The 23384-nt window shown below is 61.5% G+C and carries 19 protein-coding genes; 13 read left to right on the top strand and 6 right to left on the bottom strand.

Annotation, left to right across the window (positions count from 1 at the left end; translation table 11 throughout):
* The coding region (locus AC4D12_RS16395) for a hypothetical protein (protein ID WP_490951022.1) at positions 1 to 246 on the bottom strand (246 nt) is incomplete at its 3' end.
* 1352 nt (positions 247 to 1598) lie between these two features.
* Here AC4D12_RS16395 and AC4D12_RS16390 point away from each other — a divergent pair.
* The 5 genes from AC4D12_RS16390 to AC4D12_RS16370 all read left to right on the top strand — a co-directional run bounded on the left by AC4D12_RS16390 (position 1599) and on the right by AC4D12_RS16370 (position 6650).
* Positions 1599 to 1982 (top strand): DUF5956 family protein, encoded by a 384-nt coding sequence (locus AC4D12_RS16390; RefSeq protein WP_490951021.1) that lies wholly within the window; start codon positions 1599 to 1601, stop codon positions 1980 to 1982.
* A 63-nt stretch (positions 1983 to 2045) separates the two neighbouring features.
* Positions 2046 to 2381, top strand: coding sequence for a ParB family protein (locus AC4D12_RS16385; RefSeq protein WP_490951020.1), 336 nt, complete (start codon positions 2046 to 2048; stop codon positions 2379 to 2381).
* Between the two features lie 666 nt (positions 2382 to 3047).
* Positions 3048 to 4148 carry a DUF4192 domain-containing protein gene (locus AC4D12_RS16380; RefSeq protein ID WP_490951019.1) on the top strand — a complete coding sequence of 367 codons (1101 nt, stop codon included), beginning with the start codon at positions 3048 to 3050 and terminating at the stop codon, positions 4146 to 4148.
* A gap of 310 nt (positions 4149 to 4458) precedes the next feature.
* Positions 4459 to 4665, top strand: coding sequence for a hypothetical protein (locus AC4D12_RS16375; RefSeq protein WP_490951018.1), 207 nt, complete (start codon positions 4459 to 4461; stop codon positions 4663 to 4665).
* Between the two features lie 533 nt (positions 4666 to 5198).
* On the top strand, positions 5199 to 6650 hold the full coding sequence (locus tag AC4D12_RS16370) for a ParB/RepB/Spo0J family partition protein (protein WP_490951017.1): 1452 nt from the start codon (positions 5199 to 5201) through the stop codon (positions 6648 to 6650).
* Positions 6651 to 6972: 322 nt separating this feature from the next.
* Here AC4D12_RS16370 and AC4D12_RS16365 read toward each other — a convergent pair whose 3' ends face one another.
* On the bottom strand, positions 6973 to 7401 hold the full coding sequence (locus AC4D12_RS16365; RefSeq protein WP_490951016.1) for a hypothetical protein: 429 nt from the start codon (positions 7399 to 7401) through the stop codon (positions 6973 to 6975).
* A 551-nt stretch (positions 7402 to 7952) separates the two neighbouring features.
* Here AC4D12_RS16365 and mobF point away from each other — a divergent pair.
* Positions 7953 to 12773 (top strand): MobF family relaxase, encoded by a 4821-nt coding sequence (gene mobF, locus AC4D12_RS16360; protein WP_490951015.1) that lies wholly within the window; start codon positions 7953 to 7955, stop codon positions 12771 to 12773.
* A 143-nt stretch (positions 12774 to 12916) separates the two neighbouring features.
* Here the strand turns inward: mobF and AC4D12_RS16355 are convergent, their stop codons facing one another.
* On the bottom strand, positions 12917 to 13633 hold the full coding sequence (locus AC4D12_RS16355; protein WP_490951014.1) for a hypothetical protein: 717 nt from the start codon (positions 13631 to 13633) through the stop codon (positions 12917 to 12919).
* Between the two features lie 36 nt (positions 13634 to 13669).
* Here AC4D12_RS16355 and AC4D12_RS16350 point away from each other — a divergent pair, with 36 nt between their 5' ends.
* The 4 genes from AC4D12_RS16350 to AC4D12_RS16335 all read left to right on the top strand — a co-directional run bounded on the left by AC4D12_RS16350 (position 13670) and on the right by AC4D12_RS16335 (position 17073).
* Entirely contained in the window at positions 13670 to 13819 is a 150-nt protein-coding gene (locus AC4D12_RS16350; protein ID WP_490951013.1) for a hypothetical protein, read from the top strand.
* A gap of 92 nt (positions 13820 to 13911) precedes the next feature.
* Positions 13912 to 14202: a type II toxin-antitoxin system RelE/ParE family toxin gene (locus tag AC4D12_RS16345; protein ID WP_490951026.1), complete on the top strand. Its 291-nt coding sequence runs from the start codon at positions 13912 to 13914 to the stop codon at positions 14200 to 14202.
* Between the two features lie 16 nt (positions 14203 to 14218).
* Entirely contained in the window at positions 14219 to 15313 is a 1095-nt protein-coding gene (locus tag AC4D12_RS16340; protein WP_490951012.1) for a HigA family addiction module antitoxin, read from the top strand.
* A 719-nt stretch (positions 15314 to 16032) separates the two neighbouring features.
* Positions 16033 to 17073, top strand: a complete 1041-nt coding sequence (locus tag AC4D12_RS16335) for a PDDEXK nuclease domain-containing protein (protein WP_490951011.1) — start codon at positions 16033 to 16035, stop codon at positions 17071 to 17073.
* A gap of 215 nt (positions 17074 to 17288) precedes the next feature.
* Here AC4D12_RS16335 and AC4D12_RS16330 read toward each other — a convergent pair whose 3' ends face one another.
* From AC4D12_RS16330 to AC4D12_RS16320, 3 genes are all read right to left on the bottom strand, one after another.
* Entirely contained in the window at positions 17289 to 19190 is a 1902-nt protein-coding gene (locus AC4D12_RS16330) for a S9 family peptidase (RefSeq protein ID WP_490951010.1), read from the bottom strand.
* Positions 19191 to 19557: 367 nt separating this feature from the next.
* A complete protein-coding gene (locus AC4D12_RS16325; RefSeq protein WP_490951009.1) occupies positions 19558 to 19917 on the bottom strand; it encodes a putative quinol monooxygenase in 360 nt (119 codons plus the stop codon).
* A 151-nt stretch (positions 19918 to 20068) separates the two neighbouring features.
* Entirely contained in the window at positions 20069 to 20746 is a 678-nt protein-coding gene (locus AC4D12_RS16320) for a GOLPH3/VPS74 family protein (protein WP_490951008.1), read from the bottom strand.
* 188 nt (positions 20747 to 20934) lie between these two features.
* Here AC4D12_RS16320 and AC4D12_RS16315 point away from each other — a divergent pair, with 188 nt between their 5' ends.
* The 3 genes from AC4D12_RS16315 (at position 20935) to AC4D12_RS16305 (ending at position 23278) form a co-directional block, all read left to right on the top strand.
* Positions 20935 to 21561 carry a TetR/AcrR family transcriptional regulator gene (locus AC4D12_RS16315; RefSeq protein ID WP_490951007.1) on the top strand — a complete coding sequence of 209 codons (627 nt, stop codon included), beginning with the start codon at positions 20935 to 20937 and terminating at the stop codon, positions 21559 to 21561.
* A 96-nt stretch (positions 21562 to 21657) separates the two neighbouring features.
* A complete protein-coding gene (locus AC4D12_RS16310) occupies positions 21658 to 22065 on the top strand; it encodes a RidA family protein (RefSeq protein WP_490951006.1) in 408 nt (135 codons plus the stop codon).
* A 427-nt stretch (positions 22066 to 22492) separates the two neighbouring features.
* A complete protein-coding gene (locus AC4D12_RS16305; protein ID WP_490951005.1) occupies positions 22493 to 23278 on the top strand; it encodes an MBL fold metallo-hydrolase in 786 nt (261 codons plus the stop codon).
* Positions 23279 to 23384 lie beyond the last annotated feature (106 nt).

The following is a 23384-nucleotide window of genomic DNA, read 5'->3' as shown; positions in this document are numbered from 1 at the left end:
AGATTTCCTCGTTGCGGGGAAACGCAAGAAAAGCGGTACGGAAGCGGGAGCTGGTAGTGCAGCTCCCGTCTCCTTCTTTTTGACACCGTGGCCTGAACATCGCCGCGCCGTCCTCAAGTATGGGATCGCGTGTGCATGAACCCCGCTGGTCTTAAACCGATAGCGCACCCACGCGTACATCTGCCGCGGTTCGGCAAAATCCGTCGGTTGGCAGTTCTCGACGTCGAGCTCGGCTGCGGTGAGCATGATCAGCTCCTCCCGCATCACGAACTATTCAATTCGCGCATTCAGCTGTTCCGCGTAGAAGGCAGCGCGATGCTTGTTTTGACCGATGCCCAGATAGTACGAGCCCACGTCAACAATCAATGATCTACGTGGTGAGTTGGCGTTCAGGGGCTATGCACGGCCACCGCTCGCTCGAGCTGAACTACGCGGTGTCGGTGACGAGGTGGGTGTGCGCAGGCGGTAAGGATGGTTCCTGCTGTCGTAGACAGAATGATAGGTAAACTAATAAGTTCACTGAGATTATAGATCCTACTCGACTTAGTAAAAGTCGAGCTTTATACACTTCAAGATGCCGTTTGTCTAGACTCTCGAAAATTAGTCGCGGGAACCCTTGAACTTCAGGAAACTAACTTTTAATCTAACGCAACGGCAATAGCCGTTATCGCTCGAAGGTTTACCTTCTGTCAACGTGTGGGAGATACACATATGCCATCAAACTCTGGAGTGCGCCCAAACTCAAGTCGGGCCTCTTCCATTTGGTCACTACTTGCATCGTCAATTGTCCTCCTGTCACTACTCACTGCCGCGCCTGCCCATGCGAATGGGGAAAAGCCTGATAGGGGCATCCCAGAAACGCTGCAGCCCTGCATATCAGAGGCTATGGCTAGCGGAGCACAACAGTGGCTTTGCACTCCGGATGGTCTGGATGTGCAGGTTGACCGCACGGGTAAGGCTCCTATCAAAGAGAAGAGCGTGAAGGAACCGACGCCCAGCTCTTCCCCTGCAGGTCACCAGCCTAAGCAGGACCGGAATGCCCCGGAGCTGGAACTGATGGCTGGTGGGACTGATTATGACACCTGGTGTGAGAATGGCTCGATCTGCAGGCGTGAGCTCAGCAACTATGTCTCTGAGACCAAGGGTAACGCGGCATACGGGAATTCGAATGGTGTGATTGGCAGCTACGACATAGTCCTCCGCACGTCTCTCAATGGGCGCCAAGCGAACTCTCGTCTGGCTGTGATCTGGGACTCGGGACCGAGTATCTCCTTTTACAATACAAGAATTACCTGCACCGAGTACCGTAATCCCCCAATCAATTGCGGATCACATAATGTCGCGGCTGCCGGCATCGGGCCAAATAAGTATCGTGCAGACTCGGGGACTGTCTATGGCAACAGGCTAAATAACAGCAATTTGTACGTCAATTTCGCTCGAACCGACTTCACACCGTCGGGCTATACTCCTTACACCGCGGCTCCACTCGAGACGCTTGACTTTGCCTGCTACGGAGCAGATAACTGCTACTTCCCCTAGGATTCGGTGTCCCGCACTGCGCGAACCACGCCCGGTGCGGGACACTTAGAGGAGTGAAAATGAAGTCCTTCAACTGGCAACAGGTACGGGTCCAGTCGCCTAGCTCGGACTGGATCGAGCTTGAAGACTCGACTTGGGACGCCATGATATGCGCTGTCACCAAACCGGCGAATGTTGTACGGAAGGTCCCAAGTGCTCCTCTGCTAGATGTCGACGATCAGCTAATTGTCGAAGATACTATCGACGAGTATTTAGCGGCTGTTGGTATACCGCCGCGTCCTCGAGGTTTTGTATGGTATATCAGACCTCTGCAGGGAATCACCGGACGGCGTCAGCTACATCAGTACTTAAATGTTTTCATAACTAATGAAAACCCAAACGCTAAAACTCCTGAAGAATTACATCACTTGCTGTCGCTATGTATTAGTCAAATTCAACGGTAGGCGCTAGTAGGACACCGCTCGAGGTGGACAGCCCGAGGGCGATGGTGGGGGAGGGGACGCGGAGTGAGCAAGAACAAGCCTGCGTCATTCACCCCGTACTTCAGCCAGACCGACGCGGACCAGGTGCGAGCCGCGTTCCTCGCCGCAGGCAATGCCGAGGGGTACCGCTCTGTGACAGACTTGATCGAAGCAGCTGTGATGCGTGAGGTGAAGCGCCTGCAGCGCAAGCACAACCAGGGCAGGAAGTGGGAACCGGTCGCACCGGGGGCCCTCCGGCCAGGCCGACGGACTCTCACCGAAGAGAAGAACCGGGCCCGAGATTTCCTCGTTGCGGGGAAACGCAAGAAAAGCGGTACGGAAGCGGGAGCTGGTAGTGCAGCTCCCGCTTCCACCTTCTAACCCTCCGGTAGCCGGCGGCCGTCACCATGAACGGTCGCCCGCGTAGCCCTGCGGGCTCTCACGTATTGAGTGACGGCGATGCCCAGTCCTGCGCCACAGCCAGCCAGCACCCCTCCCAGGCTCAGATCAAAGACCAGCCGGACGATCAACAGGACGCCGACGATCAGGGCGAGCTGTACGAGGAGATTGGCCAAGTCACGCATGCAACTCACCCTACGGCGGGCACACTCTCAGCTACTGCTGCGGCTCAGGGACAAACCACGCGGGTGGCCGGCGGTCGTAGGTAGCCGGCGGTTCTAGTGCTTCCCTGATCTCCGCCAGGGCTCCGAGCAGGGCAATGGTCCTGCGCTTCGCTTCGGCCTGTCACGGCCAGGCTGCTCCTTCGTCGCATCCCGTCCGGGTCTTTTTTGCTGCTGTCCTACGGATTGTGCGTCCCCGCTCCACACCGTCAATCGCTGCGCGACGGGGCCGGCCACAAACCTCTACGGCGCTCCTGCGTCGCTTATTTCCTTCGAGGTTTCTGGCAGGCCCTGCCCTTCGGGTTGACAGTGCTCCGTCGGGAACGAGCGAACGAGTTCGCCAGCAGGCAAAAAACAACGGGGAAGGGGTCCGCTGCTGGTCACTACAGGGCCTCGACTCCACCACCGCAACGAAGGAGCAACAACCATGAACGAGAACACCCAGCACAACGACACCGTCACCGCGTCGACGGCCGCCGACCTGCTCGCCTACGTCCCGACCGTGCTCGGCTTCCAGCCGCGCGAGTCCTTCGTGGTCGTCACCATGCGCGGCAAGGTGGCGGGCGCGACCCTTCGGACCGACGCCCCCCGCGAAGGGGTCCGCCCGGTCGACTATGCGCGGACCGTCATGGAGTACCTGCTCGCGGACACCGCCGCCGACGGCGCCCTGCTGATCGCCTACACGAACGAGCTGGCCGACGCCGCCCTGTCGGGCGAGAACGAGCACGCGAAGCCCTACATGGACTACGCGAAGGCCATCGAAACCGAAATGGAGCAGGCCGGATGGTCCCTGCGGAACGGGTGGCTGGTCACCGACAAGGGATACACGACCTACTTCTGCGAAGACGCCGGGTGCTGCACACTGAACCCGCTGGAGGAGGTCCGTGACAGCACGGTCAACGCGGAAATGGTCTACCGCGGATACAGCACGCGCCCCAGCGTGGAAGCCATGGCCGTAAACCCGGCATTCATCGGATCGGGGGACGCTCACGCGACGATCAGTGACACGACGTACTGGATTAACAGGCTGGGAGCCCCGGATGATCTGGAGTTCGACCACCAGAAGATGCGCGACGCCCGCGCCGAGTGGAACGAAGCACTGGGGGAGGACGTCGACGAGGCGGCCGCGTGCGAGCTGGTCGCATACCTGCACATCAAGTCCATCCGGGACCGGCTGATGGCCGACGCGATCAGCGCGGCCGACGACGAGCTGACGTTCGGGAAGATCCTGACGGGCCGGTACGAGGGGCGGCCGGACTGGTCCCGCGTGGACGCAACCGAGGACCTGCTGATCGAGGTCCTCGCGTACACGCCGATCGAGGACCGCGCCCCGCTGTTCTGCTTCCTCGGATGGCTGTGCTGGTACCGGGGATCATCGTCGGTGGCCATCGCCTACTTCACGAAAGCCGTGGACGTCGACGGGCAGCACCGGCTGTCCCGCCTGCTGCGCGAAATGGTCGGCCGCAGCTACGTAGCACTGCCCGCGCAGAGCGAGGCCACCGCGTACCCGCAGGGTAGGCGCCACTAGCCAGGCACCCGGAAACGGGGCCAGCTGGACCACAGGCCGAGGGCCGGACACCCACCCCCACGGGAGTCCGGCCCTCTTGTCGTCTACCCGGCACGACAGGAGCACGCGAGAGGGGTGCCGCCGGTTTCGCTGGGTGCGCGGGCGGCGGCCTCCGCCGCCAGCTCCCCCGGCCGCCGCCAGACACGCTGACGCGACCACACCTACCAGCCACGAGCTGCACCTACAGGATTGGTCCGCCAGGCGACCTCCGGGTTCCGGCTGCGCCAGCACGTACAGTGAAATCACTCCACCGAGTAAGGAAGACACACGCATGGGAACCACAGACTTCATCGCGCGCACCACCCCGAGCATCACCATGGCAACCCCCTTCAGTGAGAGTTTGGCCGTCCACTTCCCGCAGCTGACAGCACCGACAGTGGAAGAACTGCTCGAGGACCAGGTAACGGCCGGGCCCGTTCACTTCTCGCACGTCGACATCGTGTGGACACCCGAGGCCGACAAGGATCTCCTCGCCTAGACACACCATCGGCTGAGAGCACTTAGCCGGGCACAGAGGGCGGCACGGGCACACCAGCCCTGCCGCCCTTTCCCATACCCCCACCAATGCACCCAGGCATCCAACGGTGGCCGGCGAGCGCGGGGGAGTGTGGTGGCCGGCGGTTGTGGATAGCCGGCGGTTCTAGTGCTTCCCCTGCTCTCCGCCAGGGCTCCGAGCAGGGCAATGGTCCTGCGCTTCGCTTCGGCCTGTCACGGCCAGGCTGCTCCTTCGTCGCATCCCGTCCGGGTCTTTTTTGCTGCTGTCCTACGGATTGTGCGTCCCCGCTCCACACCGTCAATCGCTGCGCGACGGGGCCGGCCACAAACCTCTACGGCGCTCCTGCGTCGCTTATTTCCTTCGAGGTTTCTGGCAGGCCCTGCCCTTCGGGTTGACAGTGCTCCGTCGGGAACGAGCGAACGAGTTCGCCAGCAGGCAAAAAACAACGGGGAAGGGGTCCGCTGCTGGTCACTACAGGGCCTCGACTCCACCACCGCAACGAAGGAGCAACAACCATGAACACTCAGCTGACTACTCAGCCGACCTCCGCGCCAACGCTGGAGATGATTGACCCGCGCACGCTCACCGTCGACGTGAACGTTCGCAAGGACGCCGCCCTGACGCCCGAGTTCGTCGCGAGCATCAAGGAGCACGGCGTAATCGAACCCGTGATCGCACACCGCAAGGACAACGGCGACGGAACCACCACCGTGCACGTCCTGATGGGTCAGCGCCGCACCTGCGGCGCGGTCGAAGCCGAGGCCCCTTTGATCCCGGTCATGGTCGTCGCCAGCCCCGAGGAAGCCGAGCGGATCACCACGCAGGTCGTGGAGAACGTCCAGCGGTCCGCACTGACCGACGCCGAAGAGGCCGACGCCTTCCACCAGCTGTCCCTGCTGGGCGTGAGCGCGGCGCAGATCGCGAAGAAGACCGGACGCGCTAAGACCCAAGTCGAGGGCGCGTTGAAGGCTAAGAAGAGCGCAGCGGGGGAGGCTGCACTGACGAGGGGCCGGACCATCGAGGAAGCTCTCGTGTTGGCCGAGTTCGAGGGCGACGAAAACGCCACGGAGGAGCTGGAATCGGTGATCGAGGGTGAGCCTGAAATGCTCGCTCACGCCGCCCAGCAGTTGCGGGACAGGCGGACCCGTGAGCAGGCCCGCGTCGATCTCCTCGCAGAGCTGGCAGCGGCAGGGACCACCGTCGTGGAGCACGCGAGTTACGGCTACTACCCGACCGACGAGAACGTGCGCCCCAGCGGGTTGCTCCGCTCGGACGGCGAACGAGCTACCGACGAGGACGCGAACGCCGTGTTCGTGGACAGCAACTACTACGGCGAGGTCTTCACCGTGCCCGTGGTTACCGGGTGGAAGGACCTTGGCTTCACCCTCCGGCACGCAGCGACTTCATCGGCGCCGTCCGGCCCGATGACCGATGAGCAGAAGGCCGACCGCCGGACCCTGATCGCGAACAACAAGGCCATGGTGTCCGCGACGACCGTCCGCCGCGACTTCGTCCAGTCGTTGCTGGCGAAGAAGCAGGCACCGAAGGGGTGGCAGCACTTCACCGCCTATGCGCTCACCCACCACCCCGTGGTCGCCAGCGGCTACAAGGGCGACGTGGCCGCGACCATGGCAGGGGCGAAGATCGAGGGCAAGGAGACGTGGGGGTGGAACCCGCTGCGTGATCACGTCGCGAAGACCACCACGCGTCCCGAGGTGTCGCTGATCGCGCTGATCTGCGCAGGGTTCGAGGAGACCATCGCGAAGGACTCGTGGCGCTCACCCTCCGCAGGCCACGTCGCGTACCTGACGCAGTTGGTTATGTGGGGGTACAAGACCAGCGAGGTCGAGCAGATCATCCTCGACAGCGCGAACAAGACCACCGAACCCGACGAGGACACCGAGACATTCGAGGAAGTCCACGCGGACGAGGAGGAAATGATCGCGGAAGAGTACGCGGCCGAGTAGCACCGGGTGCCGGTGGTGCAGGGAGCGGTAGCCCTGCACCACCAGCCCAGCCCGGGAAAGCATGCCGGTCGGCTTACCGCTGGTGGGCGGGGCGGTTCGCCGCCGTTACGGGAACCTCGAGCTGTGGTCGCCGGCGACGAACCGCCATCCTCGCACTCAGCTTCGACCCGGCTCCGGTGCCGCGCATCAAGTACGCACACCCCGGCCGCGCCACACACCGACACGACCAGGAGGAAGGACCACGCAGATGCGTCGCCCACAGAAGAGGGGACCAACATACGTCGGTCCCCTCACTTCGTGCTGCCCGTCAGAGCATCGCCCGCTACGCGGCCTTCGTCTCTGCTGCGACCTGTTCCGCGACGTCGTCAGCTGTTGCCGCCAACGCCGGCTCGGTCCGCGCTTCACCAGACGGTGAGCTGGTATCGGCCCCTTCCAGTGCCCGCTTCATCTCGGCGGGGCTGAGCCCGAGTCGGGCGGCGACCGCCGCGCGGCTCTCTCCGGTATCGAGCATCTGCTGCACCTTCAGCCCAGCTGCCTTCGCGGCCGCCTCGGCGTCCTGCTCGGCTTTCGCCAGGATCGCGTCCGCCCGCTCTCGCGCCTCGGCGCGGATCTGCTCGGCCAGCTGCTCCTGCTCGAAGAACTCCGCCGCCAGGTCAATCAACCGTTCGTGCCGCTCGGTCAGCTCCTGAGCCTTCGCCCTCGCCTTTTCGCGTGCCGCTACCTGCTGCGCTGACTTCCTCGGTGCTGCCATGATGACTCGTCCCCTTCACTCATCCTGCGTTCAAAACCTGTACCTGATACTGCCCCGGCCGCGACTTGCACTCCGGCGCGTACTCCATCCCAAACCTAACGGTTAGCGCCCGACCACCGGCCGACCCCAACCGGAACCCGGCTGGTCACGGACACCGCCGACCTCGAGGCCGGCGCCTACAACCACCGATGCGGACCTCGCTGACGCTCGGACTGGATCCAACGGACGTTGACCACACGTGGACAGCTCCGAGATAACCCAACGTCTCTCCGCTGCCCACCTGGTGGATAACGTCCGTTTGCGGTTCCACACAATCGAATGGGCTGTGGATAACGGTGAATCGTGTTACCCACAGCCCATTCTCATGTGCACAACCGCATCACGTTCGTGATGGACCAATCGTAGTGGTTTCCACGTGGTTCCATCGCGTTTCCTCCTCCGTCGTCACCTCACGATTCCACCCCGTTCCAACCACCACAATGTGTCACACCTCATGCATCTTGATAAGTGAGGTCGACCCCGCAACGAATGTGAGCGAGAATGGGTTTGTGATGACCGTCCATAAGCTCAGTGCTGGCGACGGCTACGCCTACTACACCTCCGAGGTCGCTAGCGCCGATGAGCTCCGCGCGGGCGACCGTGAGCTGGGGGACTACTACACCGTCGAGGGCATGCCTCCCGGTCAGTGGGTAGGACACTCAGAACAGCTGCTGGGAGTGTCGGGGGAAGTCAGCGAAGCGCAGATGAAAGCTCTGTTCGGCGAGGGACTGCACCCCGAGGCCGCGAGCATTCTTGCCGCCGGCGGTACGACAGCGCAGATCAAACTGGGTCAGAAGTACCACCAGTACGGCGCTGCCAACACGGAGATGACTCGCAGGATCGACGAGGAAGTAGCCCGGTTCCGGCGCCTCGGCGGTCCCGGATGGACCGGTCCCGAGAACGCGGACAAGGTGCTGCCCACGGAGGTCATGCACGAGATCCGGTCACGGGTGGGAGGCGAGCTGTTCCGTGAGTCGCACGGAAGGAACGCCCGCAGTAACGAGGAGCTTGCCCGGTATGTGACCGCGCAGACCACTCCGGCGAAGCAGACCGTTGCCGGGTATGACCTGGTGTTCTCTCCCGCCAAATCGGTGTCCGTTCTGTGGGCGCTCGGCGGCGACGAAGCCCGCAAAGCCATTGAAACCGCACACAATGAAGCGATTGCCGAGACGATCACCTTCCTCGAGAAGAACGCCACCTACACGCGGCGGGGCAAGAACGGGGTCCGACAGATCGACGTCGACGGCGGGCTGGTCGCTACCCAGTTCCGGCACTACGACTCCCGCGCCGGGGACCCCCAGCTACACGACCACGTCGTCATCGCCAACAAGGTGCGAGGCGTCGACGGAAAGTGGTCCTCCCTCGACGGACGGACCCTCTACAAGATGAACGTCGCCGCGTCCGAAACCTACAACGCGAAGGTCATCGAGAAGGTTTGTGCGTCTCTCGGCGTCAGCACAGTGGCCCGCGCAGCCGGTGGTGGAGAACCCATCTATGAGGTTGCCGGCATCGACCTGGACACCATCTACCGGGCATCCTCACGACGGTCAGACATCGCCGGAGCCATCGGCAGACTCGAATCTGAGTTCGCTGACAAGCACGGGTACGCGCCGAACGAGAAGCAGAAGATCGCCCTCGCGCAGCAAGCAACCCTGGAGACAAGGCCGGAGAAGAAGAGTGCCCGCCGGCTGTCGGAGCTGGTCGAGGAATGGCAGCAGGACTACAGCTCGAGCACGAACATGCCGGTCGGACCCGACCTGCTCGAGCACGTCCGCAACGCGAGCACAGGAAAGCCCGCAGGTGCACTGGTCAATGACCTCGACGTCCACGAACACGCACGCCTGGTCGTCCACGAGCTGGCAGCGAAGCGCGCAGTATGGGGACGGAATCACGTCATCGCCCAGACTCGCAGGCACCTCAAAGAGGCCTTCCCGGGACAGACCATTACCGACCAGACCGTGGAGAACATCACCCGGGAAGTCACCGGGACGCACAGCCTCCAGGTCACCCCGGACACGATCACTCCGAAGCTGGCCGAGTTCCTGCGCGCCGACGGAACGAGCCAGTTCCAGCAGGCCGACGTCACCCTGTTCACCTCGCACGAGGTGTTGAACGCCGAGCACCGGGTCCTGGCCGCAGGACAGAAGATCGTCATCCCCGCCGTGTCAGCTGAACGCTTCGACACCCTGTTGTCACAGCACGTCGAGGCCACCGCTGCCAGTGGGGGACCTGCCTTGTCGCAGGGTCAGATCGACCTCGCACGCGCCTTTGCGACCGACGAGAAGCTGCTGACCCTCGGCATAGGACCCGCCGGCGCGGGCAAGACCACGAGCCTGTCCCTGGCCGCTGACGCTGTCCGTGACAGCGGCGGCAAGGTCATCGGACTCGCACCAACCGCGGCGGCCGCAGCGGTGATGTCCAAGGACATCGGGGCGGACACGACGACGATCGACGCGTTCCTCATCTCCCAACGGAACCCGCAAGGCCAGCAAAACCAGCAAAACAGTATGGCTAAGGACGGCCATGACAACGGCGGGTCCGCCTTCGCTCTCGGTGCCGGGGACGTGATCATCGTCGATGAGGCAGGGATGGTCACCACGCCGAAACTTGCCGAGGTCGTCGCGGTCGCCGCCCGCAACGGTGCCGTGGTGCGTGCGATCGGGGACGACCGGCAGCTCGGAGCCATCGGCTCCGGCGGCGCGCTGCGCCTACTCAACAACGAGGTCGGAGCAGTCCGCCTCGAGGAGGTCCACCGCTTCCACACCGAAGGCGAAGCAGACGCTTCCCTGGCCCTCCGGGAACCGGCAACCGTCGGAGCTGACACCCCCTTCCAGTGGTACCTCGACAACCAACGTGTCACCGGCGGCACCACCGAAGCCATGACCCAGGATGCTTTCACCGCGTGGATGACCGACACCGCAGCAGGTAAGACGTCGCTGATGATCGCCACCGACAACGCCACCGTCACGGAGCTCAACGCCCGCGCCCAGGCCGCCCGCATCGCCACCGGCGACCTCACCGACGGGGCGGGCCCGATCACGGACGCAACGCCGTCCGTGGTCCTGCGGGACGGGCTCCGCGCCTACCCCGGCGACACCGTCGTCACCCGCAGGAACGACCGGACGTTGCAGCTCAACCAAGGCAAGGACTTCGTCAAGAACAACGACGTCTGGACCGTGGAACAGGTCACCGCCAACCCCACCACCGACCACGCAGCAGGACAGCCGGAGGCAAAGGACCGGCAGCGTGTGACCCTCCGTCACTCCGGGCACCGGGGACGTATCACCGTCGACGCCGACTACCTGAACGAGCACGGACAGCTCGGCTACGCCGCGACCGTGCACCGCGCCCAGGGCGCCACCGTGGACACCGCGCACGCGATTATCGATGAGCGGACCGACCGGGCCGGCGCCTACGTCGCCGCCACCCGCGGACGCGAGACGAACAAGCTCTACGTCGCCCTGGGCGACGACAACGACCAGACCGTCACCCGTGACAGCGTCCTCGCGTCGATCACCGCGAACCATGACCGGACCCTGTCTGCCCACGAAACTGTCCGCGCCGAAGCCGTCCGCACCGGTGACGTCGCCACCCTCGCCGGCGTCTACAAGGAGGTCGAGGCAGCAGCATGGACCGCGAAGACCCGGGGCATCGCGCAGGACGTCATGGGGCCGGAAGCTGCCGCTGCGTTCACCTCGCACGAGTCATGGGGCGCCGTGGCTACGTACCTGCGGCGGGCTGAGAACGAGGGTCTGGACGCGTCCACGGTCCTCGCTCAGGCATACCGGGAACGCGGGTTTGCAGGCGCCGACGACGCAACCGCAGTCCTCGCTTTCCGGGTAGAGAATCGGATCGACACCGCGCAGCAGATCCGGGCGAACACCGGACAGCGACCGCTCGGTGCCCTTACCGACGATCATCTCGACCGCCTGGCTCAGCAGGCCGCGAAGCACGCCGAGGGCGCTGCCGCCGGTCAGCTCCGCCGGACACCCGGTGAGGCTCCCATGGACACCGAATGGGCCGCCCGGCCGTTCGCGCTCCTGCACACCAACAGACTTACCGAGACACGCGACACCGCTGTGGAGCGGTTGCAGTCCCTCGACCCGACCGCCTCACTCAGTGCTGCGACGAGGAAAGAGCAGTGGATGGTGAAGACCATGACCCTCGAGCTCGAGCGCCGCCAGGATCTCTCCCCGACGCAGACAGCGATCGAACGCACCGCCCGTGGCGAGGATCCCCGCAGCGCCCACCAGGTCACGATCGCCGAGGCAATCCGCCAGGAACGCCAGCTACGCGAGGCCAGTATTCCCAGCACCAGCACGCCGGCGTCCACCGACCGCATCAGAACCACCACCGACACGAGCACGGCAGGGTTCGGCCGATCTACCATCAGCGAGGACATCGCACCGTCCGTTCTCCTGCAGGACGCACGGGTACCGGTCGAGTACCGGGATGAACTCGAGCGGCTGCGGGCACACCTCGGACAGCGGGTCGCCGTCCGCGGCGCGCAGCTCGCCGAGGAACAACCGGCGTGGGCGGCCGCGCTCGGACCGGTGCCAGCGAAGGAGTCTAAGGCCACCGAATGGCATGGCATCGCGGCCGAGACCGAGGCGTATCGGAACCGGTACAACATCGGTACTCATGAGACGGCGATGATCCCGAAGCAGTACCAGGACGACCCTGTCGCGCAGCGGTTGGTCGAGCGTGCCATGGCCCTGCACAAGCACAGTGCCCTCACACAGGTCCCGCCGCGCAGCGCCGCCCAGGTGCAGCAGAGTGCCGACGAAGCAGCGATCACCGACCGCATGACCGCGAATCAGGCCGCAGCGCGCAGGGCTATCGAACGCCTCCAAGCCGAACGTGTCGCTGCCAGCGACCCGCTGCCGGCACCGCAGCAGCGCGAAGCGCGCATCGTCGACGCCATACAGTCCACTGACTCTGTGCCGGCCGCTGTGCAGCCCACGAGGACGCCTGAGGTGCAGCCGCAACGCTCCGCGACGGAAGAGGCCGCGATCGAACGTGCGATCGCACGGCATCGGGAGGCTGGGGAGAAGGCTTCAGGGACGACGCCCTCGAACGCTGCCCGGGCTGGTACCGAGGCGACCCAGGACGCAGCGAAGCAGCAGAAGAAGGAGCCCGTCGTGAGCGAGAACAAGGATGCCCCCCGTTCCGATGGCCGTCGTTCGTGGTGGGGTGAGAAGACCGAGGAAGCTGTTCAGAGGAGGAAGAACACGCCGGACAAGCCCGTCACGAAGACCGCACAAGACGAAGCGGCTTCCGCAGCCAGAAGGGCCGCGGAAGCCGCAGATCTAACCAAAGGCAGGTCGCTCTAGGTATCGTGCTGAGTTTTTACAACAATCTCGGAGCTACTCGGCAAATCGTTGGTTTGCCTGTTGTCCGACTATGCGTCAGCAGGACCAGGAAGGCGGCCGCACTCGATAACGAGTGCGGCCGCCCTCCTGTTGAGTGGTGAGCTCTAGGCGTAGGTGTAGTTGAAGGTGATCTTTGGGTCAGCCTGGAAGAACCAGCCGTAAGCCCGCTGCTGGCCGACGGTGATAGGTGTCCCGTCTCCCACGATCAGGTTGACGGGTGGCTGGCCGGGAAGTGCTTCAACGACGGGGGTGTCGATGGTGGCGTTGAAGTCCAGAGGGAAGACAACGGTGGCACCGAGCCGCACGTTGCTGGCCGGTGCGAAGCTGAGCTGAGGGGCGTACATGACGAACTGATACTTCTTCGGGTCGCCGCCGACGGGCAGGAGCTTCTGGCTGGCGTGGATACGCAGAACCTGTGTGCCCGCGGGGATTCTGAGGTCCGCAATCTTGTACTGGCTGACGAGCGCCTCGAGCTGCTTCTTCGTATTGCCGTTGGGATCGAGGGTCTTTCCCTCCTTGAGCAGAATCGGTTCCAACAGGTCTGCCTCGTTCTTGTTGACACGTGTGAATGACGCGGGCTTGTCGAAGTGCTTGTCCGTTGCCGAGACGACCCGTACCAGGGCTGACGTGCCGGACTCAACGTCAGCGGCCAGTACCAGCCGATACATCGCATCAGCAGGGGAGTTGACCGTGGCCGTGATCGTCATATTCGCGACGTCGTAGGCCTCGGAGCCAAAAAGCTTCGTGGGTGCAATCGACTCGATGTCGATGTTGATTCCCTGCGTGACGACCTGCAGGTCGGTGGTGATCGGAGTCTTCATGGGAGCACTACTTTCTGTCAGAGCAGAGCACTGACTGTGGTGGAGAACGTACCGACGATGGCGGCTGGGCATCTTCTTGCAGCTCGGGAGAAGCGCGAGCTTGTGGTCGTCGTTGAAGCGATTGAAACGATGATGATCATCACGTTACTCGTGAACATGATCATGCGCAAGGGTGATGAGCGCTGACGAGCTTACGAGCACGATAGAAGCACGCCTCACGTACCACTCCTGTAGTCTCGATTCACACCAAGGGTGAAGACGGGGAGCGCATGCGAGTGATGTTTGAGGACAAGGAGCTGGAGCTTCTTGCTTACGAACAAGGCCGCCATACCTCAAAGTGGTCCACGACTGTCACTCGTGCCTACCGGCGACGGATCCAGCAGCTGGAAGCTGCGGTAAATAATCAGGACCTTCGCGTGCTCAAGTCCCTGCGGCTCGAAAAACTGAAGGGTAGCCGGGCGGGCACCTGGTCCATTCGCATAGATGCGCAATACACGGTCATCCTTCGTTTCGAGACACAGTCCAATGAGCGATCGGTCATCGTAATTGAAGCTCTCGACTACCACTGATGAAGGAGTGAAACCCATGACACGCGAGCTTGCTGAAGCTTTCCGCCCTGGCGAGTTCCTCGCCGAGGAGCTTGAAGCTCGACATTGGTCTCAGGGTGACTTTGCCCAAATACTGGGGCGACCAGCTCAGTTTGTTTCTGAAATCCTGTCAGGTAAGAAGGAGATTACTCGGGAGTCAGCCGCTCAAATTGGTGCTGCCCTAGGGACCGGACCTGAGTACTGGCTCAACCTGCAGAATAGCTATCTGCTCTGGCTACGAGCCCAAAGCGACTCAAACCGTAAGGATCTTGATGAAGTTCGTCTACGTGCACGTATGAACGAACTGGCGCCGGTGTCGCTCCTGCGAAAGCGAAAACTTATCCAGGGCGAGAGCCTCGCTGAGCAGGAATCAGAACTCAGAGAGTTGTTTCAAATCGACAGCATCTACGATACGCCCGCTTTCCTTGCTGCCGCACGGCGTTCTAATCGTGACGAAGGTCCCACGCCAACGCAAAAGGCATGGCTAGCTTGTTCACGGAAGCGCGCACAACAAGTAGAGGTAAGCGAGTACGATAAAGGGGGACTTGAACGTCTCGCATCGCAGTTGGCGCGCTTCACCTCGGAGCCAACTAAGTTTCGAGAGCTGCCAGCCATGTTTGGTGAGATTGGAGTGCGCCTCGTCTATGTTGAAGCTTTCCCTGGTAGCAAGCTAAACGGTGCTTCTTTCCTCCTCGATGAAGATCGGAGCCAGCCCGTAATTGCACTATCGGGTAGAGGTAAGCGACTAGATAGCGTTCTCTTCACTCTATTGCATGAAGCGGCTCATATCACCCTTGGTCATGTGTCTCCAGATCAGCTCGTTATTGATGATGGCTCCCAGTCGTCTGAGGAGCCTATGGAGCAGGCTGCAGACGCCCAAGCGGGGGAGTGGCAGATCCCAGGTGGTTTACCTCAGCTTCCCGATGTCATACGGAAGGCGTGGGTGCATGAAGCCGCACAGAAGACTGGTGTGCATCCCATCGTTATCTTGGGGCGACTGCAGATTGACAAGGTGCTCGACTGGCGGACCGCTCTGGTCAAAGGAGCGCCTACCGTCGACGCGGAACTAGCCGGTTGGGATCAAAGTGAATGAGGTTGGGATTGGGTATAACGCAAGGCTTGCGTATCGAGAGGTATCAGTCCACTGGCTGTGCTCCTAAGGCTGTGCAGTGGATATAGCAGGCGCGGCTTCGCTAATTGCGGCAATTGCAGGTTCGGCGGGTGTGACTGCCTTACTCGGACTCATGTCCCGCCTATCTGACCTCCGGCGTGCTCAAAGGTTGGTCGGATCAATCGAAGAGACCCTGAAAGTGGTGGCTGAGGACCAAGTGGCAAAATCTGTATTGGAACTGAACCTCCGAGTGGCAGCCGTTCAACTTGCAGCGACAAATCTTGTTCGAGTTCCACTTTACCGTCTACTCAAACCATCGGGTCAACTTGCTTTAATCGCTTTCACGCTTGTTGCAGGTGGCGTGCTGATTGTCGCAGTTTTAGGTCAACTTTTTGGAGGCAATTCGGCCGTTTCGCCTATTTTACCGTGGACTTTGACCGGTTCTGTAGCCTCAGGATTCTTCCTCGCGTACAGATCCGCGTTATCGGAACACCGATGTCGCTTTGTGGCCGACGTCCTGCAGCTGGAAAAAATAGACCTGCACCTCCTCCGGAGGTACAACAAGTCTTTCGAGAATCAATAGGTCCTCTCCCAATAGCCCAGAAGTCCGCGTCCCCCACGCAATTTGCGCCGGGGGGGGGACGATTCAACTGCTCCGAGCATGATCACTCGCCGTTGATGATGCTGGAAGGATGATTCTCATGACTTCCGCCGATGGTGCCGTGGCAGATGAGTACGGATCGACGCTGCAAGCCCTGAAGGAACGCGTCCGAGGCGCACGCCAGAAAGCCCATCGGGCTGTGAACACTGAGCTCATCAGCCTGTACTGGCACTTGGGCCACGAGATCCTGGTCCGGCGTGAGCGACAGGGCTGGGGTGCCGGAGTGATGAAGCGGCTGGCCGAGGACCTGCGGGCAGAGTTCCCCGACATGACCGGCTTGTCACGGAGCAACCTGCAGTACATGCGAGCCTTCGCCGCCGCGTGGGAAGAGGAAGCAATTGTCCAACAGCCCGTTGGACAATTGCCGTGGGGCCACGTCGTCACCTTGCTTGACAAGCTCGACAGCCGCGATACGCGTGACTGGTACGCCGCGGCAGCCGTTGAGTACGGGTGGTCCAGGAACGTCCTGGCGAACATGATCATGAACAAGTCGATGGAGCGGACGGGAACGGCGCCATCGAACTTCACTCGTAGCCTGCCTGCCTCGGACTCCGAGTTAGCACAGCAGGCGGCCAAGGACCCGTATGCGTTCGAGTTCCTCGGTCTCTCCGGAGAGGTGGCTGAGCGTGACCTCGAGCAGGCACTGATGGATCGCATCGTCGACACACTCCGGGAGCTCGGTCCCGGCTTCGCCTTCGTCGGCCGGCAGGTGCACTTCGAAGTCGAAGGCGACGACTTCTACCTCGACCTGCTGTTCTTCCATGTCGAACAGCTGCGCTACTTCGTCATCGAACTCAAGACCGGCAAGTTCCAGCCCGAATACGCCGGCAAGCTCAACTTCTACGTCGCCCTGGTCGATGACAAGCTTCGCCGTGAGGCGCACAACGACACCGTCGGCATCCTCATCTGCGGCAGCAAGAACGACCACACCGTCCGCTATGCCCTGGGTCGATCCGATTCGCCAATGGCCGTCTCGACCTACACGTACGAGAGCCTGCCGGCTGCTGAGCGGCGCGCCCTGCCAGCGGCCGATGACCTCACCGCAGCGTTCGACCAGATCAGCTCAAACAGCAGCGAGTAGGGGTGCACGTCAACATAAGTTGACATAATCTAAGTTATCGGCGATCCGTCGGGGGTCCGAATCGACGGGAAGTGGCGCGCACCAGCTGTGATTGCCCCATCGACGGGCGCTACAGGGGAATCCCCACATCGACGCGGTCGACCTCGAACTATCCGAGCACTCGCCCTCCGGCGTGGAAACGGAGAAGGACTTCACCGAAAAGAACATCAGCCATATCAGTTAGCGAGGTTTTTCGCGAAGTGATGTTCGATCGCATGGTGCAATCGAATGTTGTTCTCCGGGTTATCGAAACCATGGCCCTCGTCAGTGGCTAGCAGATATTCAACCGGAACGCCGCGTTCGCGCAGCGGTGTAACGATATTGTCTGATTCAGCCTGGACGACCCGCGCATCATTCGCTCCCTGAGCGACCAGCAGTGGAATGGTGATCTGATGGATCATCGAGATCGGCGATCGCTTGAACATCTCGGCAGCAGCAGCGGAATCGTCAGGGTCGCCAACATACCTGAACCAGCTATTGATGCTGTAAGGGCGCGTGAATGGAGGCAGGGTCCGTAGGAAGTTCTCGAGGTCGGAGATGCCGACATAGTCGACCGCCGCGGCAAAGTACTTGGGAGCAATGGCAGCGGCTAGGAGAGCGGCGTAGCCTCCGTAGGACCCTCCCATGATGCCGATGCGTCGCGGGTCGGCATGACCCTGCGCGACCGCCCAGTCGCAGGCATCGATGAGGTCGGTATGCATCGCGCGGGCGAACTGCCCGATCGCGGCCACAGTGTGGGTTCGTCCGTATCCGGTAGAACCACGAAAGTTCACCTGGAGCACCGCGTAGCCGCGATTGGCCAGAAGCTGCACCTGGGGGTTGTAGCCCCAGGTGTCGTGCTGCCATGGTCCACCGTGAACAAGAAGCACGAGCGCAGGTGGTTCCAATCCGCTGCTGGTGGGGAGAGTGAGGAACCCGTGTAAGGGGAGCCCATCACGAGCGTTCAGACGAACCGATGTCATTGGCGCCAAGCTTGCCGGATCGAGTTGCGGGTAAGGGCGGAAGAGAAGTTGGCTCTTTCCGGTGGCGTGGTCGTACAACCAGGTCACCGCTGGATCGCGGTCGTGGATGAAGGTAGCGACCCATCGCTGCTCGGACAGGTCAGATGACAGCGTGCCCAATACCCCATCTGAGAGCTTTGCGAGTTCAGCGTATACATCGGCAAAAGTGTCATCCAGGACTTCGATGCGGGGCCGGTCGTCGACGAACCGTGCGGCGATGACATTTCCGGTTCGCCGGCTGGTGAAGATTGTTGGAGGGAGAAGACCTGGTGCCATCGTGCCGAGGATGTCCAGGCTGTGCCCGGCAACGGCGGCAACTACGTTTTCCTCGCCCGACTCATGGTCGATTCGAAGGAGACGCAAGTCATCAGAATCCTGATACGCACCGATCAACAGGCCTTTACCGTCGGGAGTTACGACCTGGGGCTGTACACCCACCGGGTACTCAGCACCTCCCAGGCGCCGGAGGAGACGACGCCTGTCAGTATCGTCGTCGATCGCGAAGATCTCGAGTATGCCTTCCACGGTCATCTTGGTCGAGAAGGCCGGCGTTCCAAGGGAGTTCAATAGGACGATCTCGGACGGATCTGTCTGTTCGTAATGTAAGACTGTCTCCCCTGTGACCAGATCAACGCGGAACAGGTCGATGGCCGTCGGTCTTTTGTTCATGGAGACGAGCACAGTGTCTGGCCTTGATGGCAGCGGTTCAGCTCCGAATACCCGTGACCCCGCCGGAAGCGGTGTGAGGTCGGTTGCGGGTTGCTCTGGGGCATGCAAATCGACCTTGAACAGGTGCCAATCCTCGTTACCGTCGGTGTCCTGCAGGTAGAGCAACCATCGCGAATCCTCCGCCCAGAAATAGCTTGTGATGCCACGTCGGGAATCATGGGTTACGCGTACTGCGTGGTGATGGTCCTGGTCGACACCGCGAACCCACACGTTTCGCCGCCCTAGAGCGGAAGCCAGGTACGCGATCTGTGACCCGTCTGGTGAGATCAGCGGATGGGAGAAAGCAGGGTCTACGAAGAAGTTCTCGACCTCTATCTGCCCGGTTGGAGATTCTTGATCACCTGCCACAGCACTGCTCCTTCCGCTGCCCTCCGCTGCCCTCCGCCTGCTACCCCGTCCATCGACGCGCTGGCGACAAGGGCACATCAGGTACACACAACACGTGGGATGTCATGCTCACATGCCTGGACCTACTCTTCACAGAGGGATCCCGCGTCTCCCGCAAGCAAATAGCGAGGTTAGCCCTGCGGCCCACCGGAGGATCAGCGGAGTGAACTGCCGTTGTAGCTTGCAGTAAGGACTTCAGCTCAGACACAGCATCGATCATTCGGTGACACCAGACAAGGCCACCTCAAGGGCATTCCGAGCAAGTACACAGGGCACGAACCGCGTCGGAACTCCAGCGACGGATGGTGTCCAGGTGTGAGCTCCGACGTCAGTTCAGGCGCGGCGGACGACCGTCACTTTGCGCGGCGACCTCGTAGCGCTGCCCCTGATTGTCGAGGATCCGCACCGTCGTCGTCGCCTTCTTCAGGGCTTCCTGGAACAGGTCCGACTGATGGTGGCGCTCAATGACCTCTTCGCTCTCCCACCCTTCGGAGAGGTGGAAGGTGTTGGGGTCAAGGATGTCGGCAGCGAATACGTAATACACGCATCCCTGCATCTGCGCGGTAGGGGGGATGTGCTCTGCCACCGCATCGATGAACTTCTGGCGGTCCTCGGGATGTACTCGGTAGTAGGAGTTGAAGATGAACGAGGTCTGTATCGAGCGGCTCTTGATGTCTGTCGTGTCCATGGCGGGTCCCTTTCATAAGATGTGCTGGTTATGGGGTTGGTGGGGTTTGGAGGAGTATGTGTTGCCCGCCCAGCACGCCGTCGGGTCGTAGGAGAAAATCTCCTTTGAGCAGATCTACGATCAGCTAGGCTCAAGCCCGGAGCTGAGCAGTTCAGTTCTCAGATCGCAGGAAAGTCGAGGCAATCACAGGGTTAACCGTGACTGCTGTCAACGTTCGGATTACCGCGGCTCCAGCAGCTTGAGCCCCCAAATCACCCTGCTCGGCCTGCTTTCCTCGAACATAGACATCCGTGTTCCAAGGAATCTCCTGGTTGAATTGCGGAAGCGTGCCACTCGCGGATAGAAGAGCGATACAAGCGGCGGTTCGAGCGTCCGGCTCTCTACCCTCGGTGAGGGTGTTTCGCACAGCAGTCAAGAGCCCCTCGCGGCGCTCACTACCAACACGCAGCTTGGTCGAGTTGAAGATGCCGAGAACTTTGGTGGCATGACGACGCAGATCACCACGATCAACTAACCGTTCCAGTATCGGCGCTCGAAGCGCTGGACCGATTGATGCGATCAGGGATTGCGCACTTCTCGGTTTAGCTGTCATCTGCTGCCATGCTGATCGAAGATGCTCATCGGCAGGCGAATCCTCACCAATCGGGTGCAGGGTACTCGAGAAGTGACCAGAAGGCCTGGCTTCCACCTTCCCAGCTAACGCCAGATCAGCGATGACAGCACCGCCAAGAACGTAATACAACGTGCTTTCACCGGCGATGGCACCCGATGACGGTTGAAAAAGCAAGAGAAGCACATCTTCGACCAGTGTCGGCTCACATGCAGTCATTGCGCCGTCCCGCGAATGTTGCTGTCATACACGTCAAATCTCCCCTTAGCAGCGTCTTGCTCGACACCCAATGTCCGTCGACCGCAACCCTCTTCAAGTCCAGCACGACAACTCGTTCACCTATAGCTCCGTGGAACGGAGGCTTTTGTGCTCTGCCATAGACACCGTCCGTCATCGCACAATGGACTATGCCTGAAACTCCAACCTCCGATCTTGCCGGGCGCCTCCTGACGATCGCCTACGACATCACTGCCGCCTCCGGACCCTCCGCCTTATCACTTCGTGCCGTTCAACGAGCAGCAGGCGTTTCCGCAGCAACCGCGTACTGGCACTACAAGGACAGGGCTGATCTACTCCTCGCCGTCAGCCGGCGCGCCACCGCCAAACTCGCCGACGCTCTCAGCGACGCGGTTACCAACACCCTGTCCTCCCGTGACTCAGGTCTAGCTGCCGTCTGCCTCGCGTATATGCACTTCGCGCGAGACCACCAAGGCTTGTTCCAGGTCATAGTGCTGAACTCCTCTACCGAGGAGCTGATACGGCCGGCGCAGGCCGCACGTGGCGTAGCTGGACTCGCAGCATTCGAAATTCTCGAGCAAGCCGTCGCCACACACACCGAGCAGCTCGACATGACTTCGGGTCCTCGCCGGGACGCACTGCACGTCTGGGCAGCTTGCCATGGCCTCGCAGCTCTACTCATCGACACACCAATGTCTGCCTGGCCTGAGGAAGAGAAGGAGCAGCTGCGTCTGGCACACGTACGGTTCGTCCTCAACTCACTTCGACGGATAGAACAGCATGAGCTGAGCATCTAGCGGTGCTAGACAGTTAGACTTTAGCACTGCTAGAGTGGGTCGAGCGGGAACCCCGCCAAAAATTGACCACCCACATCGGCAAGCAAAGGAAATCCAATGACAGTCAGCCTCAGTCGCCCCGAGGGATTGCTCGCGCAGGACGATTACGCCCCAGTCGCATCAGCGACCGGCACGCGTTTCCTCCTCCTTGCAGGTCAGTGCGCCGTCACTCCTGAAGGCGCAGTGACCGCGACAGACGTTGCCGGCCAGGTGCACTCCGCGATGCAGAACGTCGTCCTCGGGGTCAAGGGAGCAGGTGGCGATGTAAGCGACATCGCGAGGATGACCATCTACGTCGTGGGGTGGAAGCCGGAAATGGGCGCTCAAGTGCTCGAAGGGGCGGCGCGTGCCCAGCAGAGTGATGGCTACAGCTCCCCCTTGCCGCCCATCACCGTGATCGGCGTCGAGGCACTATGGGTGCCTGAATTGCTCGTCGAGATCGAGGCAACAGCAATCCTGGACTGATATCCGACAAGCGTTGCGACAGATATTCCTCCAGTGGACGTGGACCGCTGGTCGAAAATCAAGATCGCGACGGATAGTGCAGCAGTAACCTGAGGGGTCTTCGCGGAAGCCTTTCAAAAGCGAATACTGCTCCACAGCTCATACTCGCACATCTACACATCAGATGATCAGGTCACGTTCGACGTGACGTGCGGAGCGATCCATAGGTGGCGCCCAGTTGGCAAGAGGCGATAGTGACGCCTCTTGCCCTGGCGTTATTCCTACACCGTTGCAACCGTCCGCAAGGTGCACCTCGTCCTGATTCGGCTCATGCTTGGACATGAACCGATTATGAGGAGTTGATGCACCAATATTGGCTTTCGTCAGCTACTCCCACGGAACAACTTTCGGGCGGAGCTAGATGTGCGTGGAATCAGAAAGGAAGAGCATGAGGTTACGCAGGTTGGGGTGGGCTGGTATCGAGATTGAGCTTGAAGACCATGTGTTGGTCGTCGATCTCCTCGAGGATCACACGCCGTTGTCCGAGCATCTTGAATTCAATTTCCCTCTCACTCCCCCATCTCGTCCCGGACGTACGAATGCGGCTTTGGTGTCGCACATGCACACAGACCACACCGACGCTGAAGCGCTCGGACGAGCACTCGCTCCGGGAGCCCCTCTGTACCGCCCCGAACCCGACACAGGGCTTTTCGGCGACCGGCACCATGAATCGACGGTGGAGAACGCCCTGAGCCTCAACGGTGTCAGGGCCGAGCCCGTACCGCTGTGGGAGAGCCGTACCGTGGGCCCCTTCCGGGTAACTGCCTGCCCCGCAATTGACGGGCTGGGCGACCCGCAAGTTTCCTGGGTCATCGAGGGCGGGAACACCCGTGTGTTCCATGGCGGGGACACCATGTTTCACGGCTTCTGGTGGTCGATAGTCCGGAGGCTTGGCCCGATCGACGTCGCGTTCCTTCCGATCAACGGTCCGACGTTGGTCGATGTACCCAATATTCACCCGTCGAGCCCTCAGCCGGCTGTGATGCTGCCCGAAGAGGCGGCAATAGCGGCGTACCTGCTCGGGGCTCCCATTGCAGTCCCCATCCACTACGGACTTGACCATCCACCGCTCTATGCCCAAGCCCCCGACGCGATCAATCGCTTCGAAGTTAAGGCACGGGAAGTGGGAGTGGAACCGGTCGTCCTCGAAGTTGGCGAGGACTACCGCATCTAACGATGCAGCAGCACCTGCTGTGCGCTTTCGCTGAGCTGTCGGACGCGCGCCGGTCACATCCAACCGCGACTCACAAGGGGCTCGCCGCCGGCTGTATGGATCCGAT

The sequence above is a fragment of the Arthrobacter sp. TJ-266 genome (assembly GCF_058269115.1).
This window is presented reverse-complemented; position numbering and strand designations above follow the sequence as displayed.

Coding starts and splice junctions, on each gene's coding strand:
- AC4D12_RS16325 (WP_490951009.1), bottom strand. CDS start 19,917: ATGGACACGACAGACATCAAGAGCCGCTCGATACAGACCTCGTTCATC.
- AC4D12_RS16370 (WP_490951017.1), top strand. CDS start 5,199: ATGAACACTCAGCTGACTACTCAGCCGACCTCCGCGCCAACGCTGGAG.
- AC4D12_RS16305 (WP_490951005.1), top strand. CDS start 22,493: ATGAGGTTACGCAGGTTGGGGTGGGCTGGTATCGAGATTGAGCTTGAA.
- AC4D12_RS16310 (WP_490951006.1), top strand. CDS start 21,658: ATGACAGTCAGCCTCAGTCGCCCCGAGGGATTGCTCGCGCAGGACGAT.
- AC4D12_RS16315 (WP_490951007.1), top strand. CDS start 20,935: ATGCCTGAAACTCCAACCTCCGATCTTGCCGGGCGCCTCCTGACGATC.
- AC4D12_RS16345 (WP_490951026.1), top strand. CDS start 13,912: ATGTTTGAGGACAAGGAGCTGGAGCTTCTTGCTTACGAACAAGGCCGC.
- AC4D12_RS16365 (WP_490951016.1), bottom strand. CDS start 7,401: ATGGCAGCACCGAGGAAGTCAGCGCAGCAGGTAGCGGCACGCGAAAAG.
- mobF (WP_490951015.1), top strand. CDS start 7,953: ATGACCGTCCATAAGCTCAGTGCTGGCGACGGCTACGCCTACTACACC.
- AC4D12_RS16390 (WP_490951021.1), top strand. CDS start 1,599: ATGAAGTCCTTCAACTGGCAACAGGTACGGGTCCAGTCGCCTAGCTCG.
- AC4D12_RS16355 (WP_490951014.1), bottom strand. CDS start 13,633: ATGAAGACTCCGATCACCACCGACCTGCAGGTCGTCACGCAGGGAATC.
- AC4D12_RS16380 (WP_490951019.1), top strand. CDS start 3,048: ATGAACGAGAACACCCAGCACAACGACACCGTCACCGCGTCGACGGCC.
- AC4D12_RS16340 (WP_490951012.1), top strand. CDS start 14,219: ATGACACGCGAGCTTGCTGAAGCTTTCCGCCCTGGCGAGTTCCTCGCC.
- AC4D12_RS16320 (WP_490951008.1), bottom strand. CDS start 20,746: ATGACTGCATGTGAGCCGACACTGGTCGAAGATGTGCTTCTCTTGCTT.
- AC4D12_RS16335 (WP_490951011.1), top strand. CDS start 16,033: ATGACTTCCGCCGATGGTGCCGTGGCAGATGAGTACGGATCGACGCTG.
- AC4D12_RS16375 (WP_490951018.1), top strand. CDS start 4,459: ATGGGAACCACAGACTTCATCGCGCGCACCACCCCGAGCATCACCATG.